Origin of the sequence: Marinobacter sp. CH_CUG1437-1, assembly GCF_037029655.1 — a bacterium.
Classification (GTDB): Bacteria; Pseudomonadota; Gammaproteobacteria; order Pseudomonadales; family Oleiphilaceae; genus Marinobacter; species Marinobacter salsuginis.
Genome location: NZ_JAYMEW010000006.1, coordinates 77,223 through 92,267, shown reverse-complemented (window position 1 = coordinate 92,267; position 15,045 = coordinate 77,223). Strand labels below are relative to the sequence as shown.

The following is a 15,045-nucleotide window of genomic DNA, read 5'->3' as shown; positions in this document are numbered from 1 at the left end:
CTTCACCTGACCCTTTTTTGTGGGATTCCGATTTTGACCTTTATGCCAGGAGTTCGATCAGAATCTGTTCGTAGATGTCCGACAGAGTGTTGAGATCCTCGGCTTTCACGCATTCATCCACCTTGTGAATGGTGGCATTGATAGGGCCAAGTTCCACCACCTGTGCACCGGTTGGCGCGATGAAACGGCCATCGGACGTGCCGCCGGAGGTCGAAAGCTCGGTTTCCCGGCCGGTCACCGTGCGAATGGCGCTCTGGCTGGCGGATACGAGCGCTCCCTTGTCCGTGAGGAACGGACGGCCACTCAGGTGCCACTGCAGGTCGTATTTCAGGTTGTGGCGGTCCAGGACGGCTACCACCCGTTCTTCCAGACTCTCTGCGGTGTTTTCCGTGCAGTACCGGAAATTGAAATGCACGAGGCACTCACCGGGAATAATGTTGCTTCCGGTGCCCGCTTCCATTCTGGTGATCTGGAATGTGGTTGGCGGGAAGAAGTCGTTGCCGTTATCCCAGAACTCCTTCGCCAACGCATCCAGTGCCGGGGCCACGGAATGAACCGGGTTCTCGGCCAGATGCGGGTAGGCAACATGGCCCTGAACGCCATGCACTGTCAGATAACCATGTAAGGAACCCCGGCGGCCGTTCTTGATCACGTCTCCCACTTCATGGGTGCTGGAGGGTTCGCCGATCAGGCACCAGTCAATCTTTTCGTTCCTGGCTTCGAGGGTTTCCACCACTTTCACGGTGCCGTGTTGGGCCGGGCCCTCTTCATCGCTGGTGATCAGCAGGGCAATGGAGCCCCGGTGGTCGGGGTATTTGGCCACGAATCGCTCACAGGCGGTTACGAAGGCCGCCAGGCTGCCCTTCATGTCGGCTGCGCCACGGCCCAGCAAATAGCCATCCCGGATGACCGGATCAAAGGGCGGGTGTGTCCAGTTCTTCTCCGGACCAGTCGGCACCACATCGGTATGGCCGGCAAAGGCCAGCACCGGCCCCTCTGAGCCCTTGCGGGCCCAGAGGTTATCGGTATCGCCAAATCTCAGGTTTTCGCCAGTGAAGCCCAGAGGTGCCAGCCGCGACATCATCAGTTCCTGGCAGCCGGCATCTTCGGGAGTGACGGACTGCCGGCGGATCAGGTCGATGGCAAGTTCTAGGGTCGGGGAATCAGTTGTTTGCATGCAGCTCTTCATTCAGCTCGATGGCAGACTTGTTGGTTTTGCACTCGACCGCGCCGGTCTGACTGTTGCGGCGGAACAGAAGATCCGGCTGGTTGGCCAGATCGCGAGCCTTGATAACCTCAACCAGCTCGTTGTTGTCGTCGAGCAGGGCAACCTTGGTTCCGGCGGTGATGTACAATCCGGCTTCCACTTTGCAGCGGTCGCCCAGCGGGATACCGATGCCGGCGTTGGCACCGATCAGGCAGTTCTCGCCAACCGCAATGATGATGTTGCCACCACCGGACAGGGTGCCCATGGTGGAGCAGCCACCGCCCAGGTCGGAGCCCTTGCCAACCATAACGCCGGCGGAGATGCGGCCCTCGATCATGCTGGTGCCTTCGGTGCCGGCGTTGAAGTTGATGAAGCCTTCGTGCATGACGGTGGTACCTTCACCAACATAGGCGCCAAGACGGACCCGAGCAGTGTCGGCAATGCGAACACCCTTCGGTACCACATAATCTGTCATCTGCGGGAATTTATCGACGGACTTGACTTCCAATGTGCGGCCTTCGAGGCGGGCCTGTAACTGACGATCGGAGAGCTCGTTCAGGTCGATTGCGCCCTCGTTGGTCCAGGCCAGGTTCGGCAGCAGGCCAAAGATGCCATCGAGCTTCAGACCATGGGGTTTCGCCATGCGGTGGGAAATCAGGTGAAGCTTGAGGTAAACCTCGGGCGTGCTGGAAGCTGTGTCATCGGTTTCCAGGACCGTAACAACGACCGGGCGTTTGCTGTTGGCCGCTTTGTCCGCCAGGGTTGCCTGGTCGGTCTGGCCAATCTGTCGCAAGGCATTGGCGAGCTGGCTGAGCTGTTCGGCGGTCGCGCTGATCGCCTGGTTGCCGCCCTTGTATTCCAGGACATTGGAGATGACGTCCATCAGGGTGTTATCGGGTGTCATGACCGGCTGCTGGTAAAAGACTTCCAGCCACTCGCCCTGGTTGTTCTGGGTGCCGATACCGATACCGAATGCAAAGCTCATCTGATGGTTGCTCCTGTTCTGAATGTTGGGGTAAGAAGTTCGCGCCTTCCGACTCCGGAGTTAAAATTTGGATCTGTTGCCCTGAGATTCAGGCCAGCCATGCAGCCCATTCGTCTGCATTGAAACCCACGCGCACCTCATTGCCGTTTTCCACGACAGGGCGCTTAATGATGGACGGATTTTCCAGCATGATCGCGTGAGCTCTTTGGGCGCTAATGGTATCACGAACCTCCTCGGGAAGTTTGCGCCACGTGGTGCCACGGCGGTTCAACAGGCTTTCCCAGCCAACGGCGCTCTCCCATTTGGACAGCAGATCTTCGCCCAGACCGTCTTTCTTGAAGTCGTGGAACTGGTAGTCAACGCCTTGCTCATCTAGCCACTTGCGGGCTTTCTTCACCGTGTCACAGTTTTTGATGCCGTACAGTTTCATGTCTGGTTCGCCTTAACAAATTCAACAATCCGGTGTGCCGCCTCGACGCATTCTTCCACCGGCGCAACCAGGGCCATCCGGACCCGGTTTTCCCCGGGATTGTGGCCATCCACCGTGCGAGAGAGGTAGCGCCCGGGAAGGACGTGGACGTTCTGCTGGGCGGAGAGTTCCCTGGCAAAGGTTTCATCGTCCATCGGTGTTTCCGGCCACAGGTAAAAGCCGGCGTCCGGGAAATCCACTTCCATGACTTCTCTGAGAATGGGCACTACGGCCTCGAACTTGGCGCGGTAGGCTGCACGGTTCTCCCGAACATGGTCTTCGTCACTCCAGGCGGCGATGCTGGCCAACTGGTTGTGGATGGGCATGGCGCAGCCATGGTAGGTGCGATACTTCAGATAGCCCTCGAGAATGCGAGCGTCACCGGCGACAAAACCGGACCGAAGGCCGGGCAGGTTGCTGCGCTTGGAGAGGCTGTGGAATACCACGCAGCGGCGGTAGTCATCACGCCCAATGGCGGCGCAGGTTTGCAGCAGGCCTTCCGGCGGTTTGCTCTCGTCGGGGTAGAGCTCGGAATAGCATTCGTCGGAGGCGACGATGAAGTCGTGTTTGTCGGCGAGGGCAATAACCCTGGCCAGTGTTTCCCGTGGAATCACCGCGCCACTTGGGTTGCCCGGTGAACACAGGAACAATACCTGACAATCCCGCCAGACGGATTCCGGCACTGCCTCAAAGTCCGGAATAAAGCCGTTGGAGCCGTCGCAGGGAAGGTATACGGGCGTGGCGCCGGCCAGGAACGCAGCACCCTCATAGACCTGATAAAACGGGTTGGGGCTGACCACGGTGGCGGGTTTGCTGGCATCCACCACAGCCTGGACCAGGGAAAAGATGGCTTCGCGCGTACCGTTCACCGGTACGATGTTTTTCGCCGGGCTCAGGCTGTCGGCTTTCAGTTGGAATCGTTGGGTTGCCCAGTGACTGATGGCCTCGCGAAGTTCATCCGTACCCCGGGTGGTCGGGTAATTGGCAAGCTTGTCCAGGTTGTTCGCAATTACCTCTTTGACGAATTCCGGGGAGGGGTGCTTCGGCTCGCCGATCCCGAGAGAGATGGGGTGGAGATGATCAGGCACGCTAATGCCGGCCTTCAGTTTGGCCAGTTTTTCAAACGGGTAGGGGTGGAGTCTGTCCAGATTGGGATTCATTGAATGTCGTCCAGCATTTTGCAGAGATCTTGCTGCAGGGCCTGGCATACGGCCGGGTCCCGGATGGGTTCGCCGTGTTCGTCGGTGACGAAGAAAACGTCCTCTACGCGCTCGCCCAGGGTGGCAATCTTGGCGTTGGTCAATCGTACCCGATGCTCCAGCAACACCTGGCCGACTCGCGCCAGCAGGCCGGGCCGGTCAGGGGTGATCACTTCCATTACGGTGCGCTGGTTGATGGTGTCGTTAGAGAACGTCACCTCCGTCGGGAAGGCGAAATGTTTCAGTTGCCTTGGTGTGCGCCGGTGGATGATATCCGGGTAGTCTTCCGGGTCATCCAGCTCTTCAATCAGGCGTAAACGCACCCGTTCCTTGCGCGCGGGGTCGATTCCAAGAGGCTGGCCCTTTTCATCCAGCACCACGTAGGAGCTGATCGAGTAGGGACCCTCACTGGAGCTGATCCGGGCGTCCACGATGTTCAGGTTCAGCTGCTCAAGCACCGCAGTGGTTGCCGCAAACAGGGCAACCCGGTCCTTCATGTAAATAATGATCTGGGAATAGCCATCCGTGGGTCCGCCCCGTGTGTCGCGAATAAGCACCAGTGGGTCGGGGTTGTTGCCGTGACGGACAATGGCGGCTGTCTGCCAGGCAATATCAACGGTTGAGTCCTGGAGAAAATAATCCTCATCCACGGTGTCCCAGATAACATCGATCTGCTCATCCGTCATATTCTGGGCGTGCAGGATCTCGCGTGCTTCAGATTGGGTGGCGCGCACCCATTCTTGCCGGTCGATGGGGTTTTCCGTGCCCCGGCGCAGGGCCCGTTTGGCCTCGATATACAGTTGGCGTAACAGAGAGGCGCGCCAGGTGTTCCAGAGTTTTGGGTTGGTTGCGCTGATATCGCATACGGTCAGCACATAGAGATAATCGAGGTGCGCCTGGCTCGGTACCGCCCTGGCAAAGGCATGAATGATGTCCGGGTCAGATATGTCTTTGCGCTGCGCGGTCATGGACATCAGCAGGTGGTTTTCCACGAGCCACGAGATCAGCTGTGTGTCCCGCTCACTCAGATGATGCCTGTGGCAGAAAGCCTCGGCATCCATGGCGCCCAGTTCCGAATGGTCACCGCCCCGTCCTTTGGCAACATCATGGTATATGCCCGCAATATAAAGGGTTTCCAGCTTTGGTAACCGATGGATCAGGCGAGAGGCCAGGGGGTATTCGTCCCTCGCCTCGGTGCCGCTCAGCCGAACCATGTTGCGGATGACGCGCATGGTGTGGGCGTCCACGGTGTAAATGTGAAAAAGGTCGTGCTGCATCTGGCCGATAATCTGGCCGAATTCCGGGAGGTACCGGCCTAGCACGTTGTACTTCTTCATGGCGGACAGGGTCTGATCCAGCGCATGGGGCGTTCTGAGCAGCTCCATGAACAAAGTGGTCACAGCCAGATCGGAACGGAACGCATCGTCAATCAGGTGGCGGTGCGCCCGCAGAGAGCGGATGGTGGTCGCGCGAATGCCCTTGATCTCCGGATGCTGGGCCATCAGCACGAAAATTTCCATGATGGCGTAAGGCGCGTAGGCAAAAACCTGGTTGTTAACCGCTTCGATATAATAGTTGCGAATCTGGAAGCGTTTGTTGATCGGCTGGATGGCGTCTTCGGACGCGCTGCCGAGAATGGCCTCGTCATAATACTGCAGGATCACGTCGGTCAGCTCGGCGAGGGCCAGGACCGTTCGATAGTAGGACTGCATCATCAGTTCAACGCCGAGCCGTTTGCCTTCGTCCTTGTAGCCGAGCATCTGGGCAAGGGCACGTTGGTGGTCGAACAACAGGCGGTTCTCATTCCGGTCGGCCAGCAGTTGCAAGCCATAGCGCAGTTGCCACAGGAAGGTTTCACCCTGGAAAAGGATCTGATGCTCTTCCTCGGTGAGAATGCTGAATCGCGTCAGGTCCGCAATGTTCTGCAGTCCAAAGTGGCGTTTGGTAATCCAGCCAATGGTCTGTATGTCCCGCAGGGCGCCCGGGGAGCCTTTAACATTGGGCTCAAGGTTGTATTCGGTATCGCCGTATTTCTGGTGCCGTTGCTGCTGCTCTTCGCGCTTTGCGATGAAGTAGTTGCGATCGGTGCTGACATCGTCGGAGTACACCTGCTCGCTGAGGTCCGAGCGCAGCTCATCCGGGCCGGCGATGGTGCGGGTTTCGAGCAGGTTGGTGAGTATGGTGATGTCTTCACGGGCGGCCGTTTTGCTTTCCTCAATGCTGCGAACGCTGTGACCGATATCCAGTCGCAAATCCCAGAGAAGCGTAACAAAGGCCCCCAGATCATCGTGCCAGCTGTCCTCGATACCATTGCGAGTCAGTATGAGCAAGTCAATGTCTGAGTGGGGGTGAAGCTCACCGCGCCCGTAGCCGCCGACAGCCACCAGGGCAATATCCGGCGAGCCGGAAAAAGGATAACGGTTCCAGATTAGCCTCAGAACGGTATCGACGGTGTCGGCCCGGGAGTGGACAAGGGCGCGGACATCGGCTCCCTGCCGGAAGGCCTCGGCATCTGCATTATACCTTCCCTCTAACAGTTCCCGGGCCGCCTTGACGGGAGAGGGGTCGTTACTGATGCGGGATTCCAGCTCGCTTTGGTCCACTTAGAAGGACTCTTCCTTTCGCTTGGTCAAAACCTCATGGCCGTCAGCAGTCACAAGGATGGTGTGCTCCCATTGTGCAGAGAGCTTGTGGTCCTTGGTAACCACGGTCCAGCCGTCCGGCAGCAGTTTGGTCTGGTACTTGCCCTGGTTGATCATCGGCTCGATGGTGAAGGTCATGCCCTCCTGAAGCTCCAGGCCGGTGCCGGGTTTGCCGTAATGCATAACCTGCGGCTCTTCGTGAAATACCGCGCCGATGCCATGGCCGCAATAATCGCGAACCACAGAGTAGCGGTGTTTCTCGGCGTGTTGCTGAATGACGTGGCCAATATCTCCCAGGCGGGTTCCCGGCTTAACCAGCTCGATACCTTTATAGAGGCACTCCTGGGTAATCTGGATCAGGCGCTCTGTGCCCGGTTTGGGCTTGCCGACGATCCACATCTTACTGGTATCACCGTGGTAGCCATCCTTTATTACGGTGACATCGATATTTAGGATGTCTCCGTCCTTGAGTATTTTCTTCTCTGACGGGATGCCGTGGCAGATCACGTGGTTAACCGAGGTACAGATGGACTTCGGAAATCCTTTATAGTTGAGCGGCGCCGGAATGCACTTTTGCTCGTTAACAATATAGTCGTGGCAAATCCGGTCGAGCTCTTCAGTGGAAACGCCCGGTTTGACGTAATCGCCAATCATCTCGAGCACTTCGGCCGCCAAACGGCCAGCGACGCGCATCTTTTCGATTTCTTCCGGAGTCTTGATCGATACCTGCATTGGGTTTCCCGTTGATTTGTATCAAACCGGCATTTTAAGGGCCCTGCGGCCCGGGTACAAGGAAGCCGGTCGTCAAAAATAATGGCGTTTACCGGCTCGAATATGGTATAAACGCGCCCGCTGGAAACGAATCCGGCAAATTCACACACGTGTCGGCACGTTATCCCAGGGTGCCTGCTCCTGCTTTATAAGGAGCCAGGTTGGGGTAATCGGATACGTGGAGGACTAACCCGAAGCTAAAAAGGTAACTATCATGGCTCAGGTAAATATGCGTGACCTGCTGAAGGCAGGTGCTCACTTCGGTCACCAGACCCGCTACTGGAACCCGAAAATGTCGAAGTTCATCTTCGGCGCCCGTAACAAGATTCATATCATCAACCTTGAGCAGACTGTTCCTGCCATGAACGATGCGCTGAAGTTCGTTCAGCAGCTGGCAGAGAACAAGAACAAGATCCTGTTCGTTGGTACCAAGCGTGCCGCGGCCAAGATCATCAAGGAAGAAGCCGAGCGTGCCGGTCAGCCGTTCGTTAACCATCGCTGGCTCGGTGGCATGCTGACCAACTACAAGACCATCCGTCAGTCTATCCGTCGCTACCGTGATCTGGAAACCCAGAGCCAGGACGGTACTTTCGACAAGCTGACCAAGAAAGAAGCCCTGGATCGCACCCGCGAAATGGACCGCCTCGAGCGTTCCATTGGTGGTATCAAGGACATGGGTGGTCTGCCGGACGCGATGTTCGTGATCGACGTTGACCACGAGCGTATCGCTATCAAGGAAGCCAACAAGCTGGGCATTCCTGTTATCGGCGTTGTGGATACCAACAGTGATCCGGACGGTGTTGATTACGTGATTCCGGGCAACGATGACGCCATTCGCGCGATCCAGATTTACGTGAAAGCCGTTGCTGATACCTGCATCGAAGCGGCCCAGTCTGCCGGTGCCGGCGCTGACGAGTTTGTTGAAGTCAGCGAAGACGCCGAAGGCGCTGCTCCAGCCGCTGAGTAAGGCTTTATCTTCACGTTTGAGATGTAAGGTGTGCCCCGGGTTGCCTCGGGCACACCTCCCCACCGAATTCGGAACTGTTGAGAGGATTGAACATGGCTGCAATTACCGCTGCAATGGTCAAAGAGCTGCGTGAGCGTACCGGCCTTGGCATGATGGAGTGCAAGAAGGCGCTCGTTGAAGCCGAAGGCAGTGTAGACGCCGCAATCGAAGAACTGCGTAAGTCTTCCGGTCTGAAAGCTGCCAAGAAAGCCGGCCGTACCGCCGCTGAAGGCGCTTCACTGATCAAGATTTCTGACGACAACACCGTTGCGTACATTCTGGAAGTGAACTCCGAGACAGACTTCGTGGCTCGCGATGACAACTTCCTGAACTTTGCCAACGATGTCCTGAACGTTGCCTTCGAAAAAGGCGAAACTGACGTAGCCAAGCTGATGGAAGGCGATCTGGAAGCCAAGCGTGAAGCGCTGGTTCAGAAGATCGGCGAAAACATCACTGTTCGTCGCATCGTGAAAGTTGAAGGCCCGGTTGTTGGTGGCTATGTCCACAGCAACAACAAGATTGCTTCTGTTGTTGCCCTGACTGCCGGCGACCCTGAAGTTGCCCGTGATATTGCCATGCACGCAGCTGCGGTTAACCCGCGTGTTGGCAAGCCGGAAGATATGCCGGCAGAAGAGCTTGAAAAAGAGAAGGAAGTAATCAAGGCCCAGCCGGATATGGAAGGCAAGCCTGCCGAGATCGTCGAGAAGATGATGGGCGGCCGCATCAAGAAGTTCCTCAAGGAAAACAGCCTTGTTGAGCAGCCTTTCGTCAAGAACCCGGATCAGACCGTGGGCGAGCTGATCAAGTCCAACGGTGGCGAGCTGGTTGGCTTCGTGCGCCTGGAAGTGGGTGAAGGCATTGAGAAGGAAGAAGTGGACTTCGCTGCCGAGGTTGCTGCTGCAGCCGGCACAGGCAAGGCCTGATCCTTCGTTTGATGCAGCGGGCGCTCTGCCTCTGCATCACCTGAGTCTGCCACGTTAGCCGGAAACTTCCGGCTCTCGTGGCGGGCTTGTATCTGAGATACCCCTTTTTTGAGGAGTATGTCAGATACAAGCCTGCAACGGGTATCACGCCGGATAGCAGCCAACAGACGACAAGGGGATCATCATGCCGACATCATCGAAAACCCAGCCCAGATACAAGCGTGTTCTGCTCAAGCTCAGTGGCGAAGCCCTGATGGGTGAGCACGATTTCGGTATTGATCCCAAAGTTCTTGACCGCATGGCACTGGAAATCGGTGCGCTGATTGGTATTGGCGTACAGGTTGGTCTGGTGATTGGTGGCGGTAACCTGTTCCGTGGAGCAGCCCTGAATGCTGCGGGCATGGACCGGGTGACCGGCGACCATATGGGTATGCTGGCCACGGTCATGAACGGTCTGGCGATGCGTGACGCTCTGGAGCGCTCCAACATCCGCACCCGCGTAATGTCGGCAATTCCGATGAGTGGGATCGTCGAGCACTACGACAGACGCCGAGCAGTCAGGGATCTCAAGGACGGCGATGTCGTGATTTTCTGTGCCGGTACCGGCAACCCCTTCTTCACGACAGACTCCGCTGCCTGTCTGCGTGGTATTGAAATCGAGGCGGATGCCGTACTCAAAGCGACCAAGGTGGATGGCGTATACTCAGCGGATCCGCACCTGGACAGCAGTGCAGAGAAATACGACTACCTCACCTATGATGAGGTTCTGGACAAGAAGTTGGGCGTGATGGATCTGACAGCCATCTGTCTCGCCCGTGATCACGGTATGCCGCTGCGGGTGTTCGATATGAACCGTGCAGGCGCGCTGACTCGCATCGTAACCGGCGAGAAAGAAGGTACACTGATCGAATAAAACGTTGTCCAGGTCCCATGGGAGTTTGGGGCCATAGTGCAAAAAGACATGACGAACGAATTGAGGATGCTGAAGTGATTAACGACATCAAAGCAGAAGCCGAAAAGAAGATGAAGAAGAGCCTGGAGTCCCTGAACAATGCGTTTAACAAGATTCGCACTGGTCGGGCCCATCCTTCTATCCTGGATAGCGTCACCGTGAACTATTACGGCCAGGAGACGCCGCTGAAACAGGTGGCAAGTGTCAACGTCGAGGATAACCGGACTCTGACGGTCTCTCCCTGGGAGAAGAACCTGATGCCGACCATCGAGAAGGCGATCATGGCGTCAGACCTTGGTCTGAACCCGGCTACCAGTGGCGATATCATTCGGATTCCAATGCCGATGCTGACTGAAGAAACCCGTAAGGAAATGGTCAAGCAGGCAAAAGCGGACGCCGAGCACGGTCGTGTTTCCATCCGCAACGCACGTCGCGATGCCAACAGCATGATCAAGGATCTGTTGAAGGAAAAGGAAATTACTGAAGACGACGAGCGCAAGGGCGAGGATGAGATCCAGAAGTTGACCGACCGCTACATTGCGGAAGTCGAGAAGATGCTCAAGGCCAAAGAAGAGGACCTGATGGCGGTTTAACCGTTCGGGTTCACTTGCAAGCGAATTGAAAGGCCGCGGCAATCAAGCGCTTCGGCCGCACAGGGGATTTCATGACGGGAACTGTATCCGCAGAGATTCCGGTGTCGGCAGACAGCCGACCCCGGCATGTGGCCATCATCATGGACGGGAATAATCGATGGGCCAAGGCCCGTCGTCTCAAGGGAGTGGCTGGCCACAAGGCCGGAGTGGATGCGGTCAGGGCAGTGGTAGAAACCTGCGCCCGCGAAGGTGTGGAAGTTCTCACTCTGTTTGCCTTTTCCAGTGAAAACTGGCGGCGCCCCAAGGACGAAGTGTCGGCCCTGATGAAGCTGTTCCTGTTCGCGCTCGAGCGCGAAGTGCGGAAGCTTCATCGCAACGACATCCGGTTGCGCATAATTGGTGACCGGTCCGCCTTCAGTTCTGCGCTTCGCGAACATATGGAAGCGGCGGAGGAGCTGACCCGCAACAACACCCGGATGACGCTCGTGATTGCAGCGAACTACGGCGGACACTGGGATATCACTCAGGCCACGCGCAAGGTGGCGGAACAGGTGCGTGTCGGGCATTTGGCGCCATCCGATATTACCGATGACCTGATCCAGCAGCACCTCAGTATTGGTGACCTGCCAATGCCTGATCTGATGATTCGCACGGCCGGTGAGCAGAGAATCAGCAACTTCATGCTGTGGCACCTGGCTTACACAGAGCTTTACTTTTCTCCGGTGTATTGGCCTGATTTTCAGCAGGAAGAGATGCTCAAGGCCCTGCAGGCATATGCCGGTCGACAGCGTCGTTTTGGCCAGACAGATGATCAGATAGCGGCCAAGGCTCTACAACAATAACGAACGATAGCGACGTTAACCGTGTTAAAAACCCGAATTATCACCGCATTGATTCTCGCCCCGATCGCCATCGGCGGGATCTTCTTTCTCCCTCCGCTGGGGTTTGCTCTCTTCACAGGTGTCATCATCTCTATAGGTGCCTGGGAGTGGGCAAATATGTCTGGCATTGGGCATCCTGCTGGTCGGATCGGTTATGCGCTGCTAACCGCCCTGATTCTATACGGGCTTCTCAACGTGCCGTTTGTGGCGGTGCTCTGGCTGGCGCTGTTCTGGTGGGGCATCTGTTTTCTTCTGGTTCGCAGTTACCCCGCAGGGTCTGATAAATGGGGCAGTCTGCCGGTCAGAGCCGTAATGGGGCTGTTCGTGCTGGTGCCCGCCTGGGTTGGCCTGAATCACCTGCGTACCGGTGGCTTCCAGTTTGGCGACAGCAGCAACAACCTGCTGCTCATTCTTTACGTGTTCTGCGTGGTCTGGGTTGCTGATATCGGTGCTTACTTTGCCGGTCGGGCGTTTGGAAAAGCAAAGTTGGCACCCCGGGTCAGCCCCGGTAAGTCCTGGGCGGGTGTCTGGGGTGGTCTGGTGGCCGTGGGAGCCTTTGCTCTTGTGGTGAGTTTTCTGGCTTCAGCAGGGGCAGGACAGACACTGCTCCTGATTGTTGCCAGTCTCGCCACCGGCCTGGTTTCGGTGTTGGGTGATTTGCTGGAAAGCATGCTCAAGCGGCATCGGGGCATCAAGGACAGTAGTCAGTTGCTACCCGGCCATGGCGGGATTATGGATCGAATCGATAGTCTGACAGCGGCGATTCCGGTTTTCGCTCTCATCATTACCCAACTTGGTTGGCTCACAACCGGGCACTGGTGACTATGGCAACCCGCTCTATCAGCATTCTCGGAGCCACGGGCTCCATTGGCCTCAGCACCCTGGATGTTGTTCGAAGGCACCCGGAACGTTTCTCGGTTTATGCATTAACCGCCAGCACCCGCGCGGAGGAACTGGCTGTATTGTGCCGGGAATTCCGTCCCAAGGTGGCCGTCATGGCCGATCCAGAGGCTGCCAATATGCTCTCCGAGCTGCTGGCAGACTTGCCGGACACCGAGGTGCTCGCCGGCCTGGATGGGTTGTGTCAGGCAGCCTCGGCGCCTGACGTTGATACCGTGATGGCAGCCATTGTTGGCGCGGCGGGATTATCGCCTACGCTTTCAGCGGTAAGGGCAGGGAAGCGGGTGCTGCTTGCCAATAAAGAAGCCTTGGTGATGTCCGGGAAATTGTTCATGGACGCCGTGACCGAGGCCGGTGCCGAACTGCTGCCGATCGATTCCGAGCACAACGCGATTTTCCAGTGCATGCCGGCAGACAAGATCCGGGATCCTGCTGGTGCCGGTATTACGAGGATCTTGCTGACTGCCTCCGGTGGCCCCTTCCGCGAGCACTCTGCTGAAGATCTCCGGTCGGTAACTCCGGCCCAGGCGTGTGCCCACCCCAACTGGTCCATGGGGCAAAAGATTTCCGTAGACTCCGCCACCTTGATGAATAAGGGCCTGGAACTGATTGAAGCCTGCTGGCTTTTCAACACAACACCTCAGAAAGTCGAGGTGCATGTTCATCCAGAGAGTATCATCCACTCCATGGTGGAATATGCCGATGGATCCGTGTTGGCACAGCTTGGCAGTCCGGATATGAGAACACCGATTGCCAACGGCCTGGCCTGGCCCGAGCGCATTGATGCCGGAGTTGCCCCCCTGGATCTGTTCGCTATCGGGCGCTTTCACTTCGAACGCCCGGATCTGGGGCGTTTCCCCTGTCTGCGTCTTGCTGCGGAAGCTTTCGAGGCGGGCGGCACTGCACCTGCGGTTCTGAATGCGGCCAATGAAGTGGCGGTTGCCGCTTTTCTCGACGGTACCCTGTGTTTTTCGGATATCCCCGTTATCATAGAGCGAACGCTCGCTGCGACCGCCGTTGAGCCAGCAGACAGCTTTGAGATCATTTTTGCCAAGGATAAAGAGGCACGGGGTCGTGCGCGGGAACAGATAGGTCTGTTAACTGTCTGATAGTCGCAGCCTTAGGCTGCCCGGCTGAAGCCATTCAATCAGGAACGCTATGCAGATTATTGAAACCGTCCTCGCACTCGCGCTTACCCTCGGCATCCTCGTGACCTTACACGAATACGGTCATTTCTGGGTGGCCCGGCGGTGCGGGGTAAAAGTGCTCCGATTCTCGGTGGGTTTCGGGAAACCCATGTTTTCCTGGTATGACAAGCATGGAACCGAGTTCGCGATTGCGGCCATTCCACTGGGTGGCTACGTCAAGATGCTTGATGAGCGCGAGGGGCCGGTACCCGAGGAACTCCGAGACCAGGCCTTCACGTCCAAGCCGCCCGGCCAACGTATTGCCATTGCCGCGGCTGGCCCCGTAGCCAATTTCATATTTGCCATTTTTGCTTACTGGCTATTAAGCGTGGTTGGCGTTACCCATGTTGCGCCCATTGTTGGCCAGATTGCCGACGAGAGCGTGGCCGAGCGGGTGGGGCTGCAGGAAGGCATGGAGATTCACGCCGTGGATGGCCATCGGGTCAGTTCCTGGCGTGATGTGAACATGCGCATCCTTGAGCGGACCGGCGAGCACGGTTCGATCTCCATGGAGGTGTCCGAGGATGGCGCCCGGGGAACCGTCAGCGGTGAGCTTTCCGGATGGGGCCTGAGTGATGACACACCCAACCCGCTGGCTGAGTTTGGCATCACGCCATGGCGACCCGCTGTGCCGCCTGTATTGGGTCAGATTTCCGAGGGTGGGCGTGCAGAGGCAGCCGGGTTGCGGCCCGGAGATCGCATCGTTGCCGTGAATGGCGAGGCGATCGGCAGCTGGTTTGAGCTGGTAGATTTCATTCGCAAGGCTCCGGAGCAGACACTTCAGATCACTGTGGAGCGCAACGGCTCGGAACAATCCCTGAGCGTGACCCCGGAAGCAAGGACCGAGGAAAGTGGCGAGTCGATCGGTTTCGTCGGGGCAGGCGTGGAGGCGATCTCGTGGCCGGAGGAAGTTCTGCGTGATGTCAGCTACGGTCCGTTCGCTGCCATCCCGGTAGCCCTCAGCGAAACCTGGGCGGACACCCGTCTTACGCTCGTGGCCATCAAGAAAATGGTCACCGGACTGTTGTCGCCCACGAACCTCAGTGGTCCGATAACCATTGCCCGGGTTGCAGAGGCCAGCGTCAGCTCCGGATTCGAAGATTTCGTGCGTTTTCTTGCTTATCTGAGCGTAAGTCTGGGCATTTTGAACCTTCTGCCTGTACCGGTTTTGGATGGTGGTCATATCGTTTACTACACCATTGAAGCCCTCCGGGGAAAGCCGCTTTCCGAGCAGGCTCAGGCGTTTGGATTACGAATTGGTATGGCAATGATCCTCACATTAATGGTGTTTGCTCTTTACAACGACCTGATGCGGTTGTGAGAATTGCGA

At 57.2% G+C, this 15,045-nt stretch carries 14 protein-coding genes; 8 read left to right on the top strand and 6 right to left on the bottom strand.

The features are described 5' to 3' along the window. Positions 1-40: 40 nt before the first annotated feature. The 6 genes from dapE to map form a co-directional block, all read right to left on the bottom strand. Positions 41-1,177, bottom strand: coding sequence for a succinyl-diaminopimelate desuccinylase (gene dapE, locus WA411_RS15585; RefSeq protein ID WP_291908044.1), 1,137 nt, complete (start codon positions 1,175-1,177; stop codon positions 41-43). Then, positions 1,164-2,192, bottom strand: a complete 1,029-nt coding sequence (dapD, locus tag WA411_RS15580) for a 2,3,4,5-tetrahydropyridine-2,6-dicarboxylate N-succinyltransferase (RefSeq protein ID WP_136631750.1) — start codon at positions 2,190-2,192, stop codon at positions 1,164-1,166. The genes dapE and dapD overlap by 14 nt, the downstream gene beginning before the upstream one ends. 88 nt (positions 2,193-2,280) lie before the next feature. Then, the gene (locus tag WA411_RS15575) at positions 2,281-2,622 is read right to left on the bottom strand and encodes an ArsC family reductase (RefSeq protein WP_291908041.1); all 342 of its coding nucleotides are present in this window, start codon (positions 2,620-2,622) and stop codon (positions 2,281-2,283) included. Continuing rightward, positions 2,619-3,821 (bottom strand): succinyldiaminopimelate transaminase, encoded by a 1,203-nt coding sequence (gene dapC, locus WA411_RS15570; RefSeq protein WP_291908039.1) that lies wholly within the window; start codon positions 3,819-3,821, stop codon positions 2,619-2,621. The genes WA411_RS15575 and dapC overlap by 4 nt, the downstream gene beginning before the upstream one ends. Further along, positions 3,818-6,463: a [protein-PII] uridylyltransferase gene (locus tag WA411_RS15565; protein ID WP_136631748.1), complete on the bottom strand. Its 2,646-nt coding sequence runs from the start codon at positions 6,461-6,463 to the stop codon at positions 3,818-3,820. The genes dapC and WA411_RS15565 overlap by 4 nt, the downstream gene beginning before the upstream one ends. Continuing rightward, the gene (map, locus tag WA411_RS15560) at positions 6,464-7,234 is read right to left on the bottom strand and encodes a type I methionyl aminopeptidase (RefSeq protein WP_064227416.1); all 771 of its coding nucleotides are present in this window, start codon (positions 7,232-7,234) and stop codon (positions 6,464-6,466) included. Between the two features lie 253 nt (positions 7,235-7,487). On the opposite strand from map, the gene rpsB reads away from it, so the two are divergent. The 8 genes from rpsB (at position 7,488) to rseP (ending at position 15,036) form a co-directional block, all read left to right on the top strand. Continuing rightward, positions 7,488-8,240: a 30S ribosomal protein S2 gene (rpsB, locus tag WA411_RS15555; protein WP_069184906.1), complete on the top strand. Its 753-nt coding sequence runs from the start codon at positions 7,488-7,490 to the stop codon at positions 8,238-8,240. Positions 8,241-8,332: 92 nt separating this feature from the next. Then, a complete protein-coding gene (tsf, locus tag WA411_RS15550; RefSeq protein WP_069184905.1) occupies positions 8,333-9,202 on the top strand; it encodes a translation elongation factor Ts in 870 nt (289 codons plus the stop codon). A 184-nt stretch (positions 9,203-9,386) separates the two neighbouring features. Beyond that, positions 9,387-10,115, top strand: a complete 729-nt coding sequence (pyrH, locus tag WA411_RS15545) for a UMP kinase (protein WP_008170379.1) — start codon at positions 9,387-9,389, stop codon at positions 10,113-10,115. A 74-nt stretch (positions 10,116-10,189) separates the two neighbouring features. Further along, positions 10,190-10,747, top strand: a complete 558-nt coding sequence (frr, locus tag WA411_RS15540) for a ribosome recycling factor (RefSeq protein WP_069184904.1) — start codon at positions 10,190-10,192, stop codon at positions 10,745-10,747. Between the two features lie 71 nt (positions 10,748-10,818). After that, a complete protein-coding gene (gene uppS / locus WA411_RS15535) occupies positions 10,819-11,589 on the top strand; it encodes a polyprenyl diphosphate synthase (RefSeq protein ID WP_069184903.1) in 771 nt (256 codons plus the stop codon). A 21-nt stretch (positions 11,590-11,610) separates the two neighbouring features. Further along, positions 11,611-12,450 carry a phosphatidate cytidylyltransferase gene (locus WA411_RS15530; protein ID WP_291908034.1) on the top strand — a complete coding sequence of 280 codons (840 nt, stop codon included), beginning with the start codon at positions 11,611-11,613 and terminating at the stop codon, positions 12,448-12,450. A 2-nt stretch (positions 12,451-12,452) separates the two neighbouring features. Continuing rightward, a complete protein-coding gene (gene ispC / locus WA411_RS15525) occupies positions 12,453-13,637 on the top strand; it encodes a 1-deoxy-D-xylulose-5-phosphate reductoisomerase (RefSeq protein ID WP_069184901.1) in 1,185 nt (394 codons plus the stop codon). Positions 13,638-13,686: 49 nt separating this feature from the next. Continuing rightward, entirely contained in the window at positions 13,687-15,036 is a 1,350-nt protein-coding gene (gene rseP, locus WA411_RS15520) for an RIP metalloprotease RseP (protein WP_291908029.1), read from the top strand. Positions 15,037-15,045 lie beyond the last annotated feature (9 nt).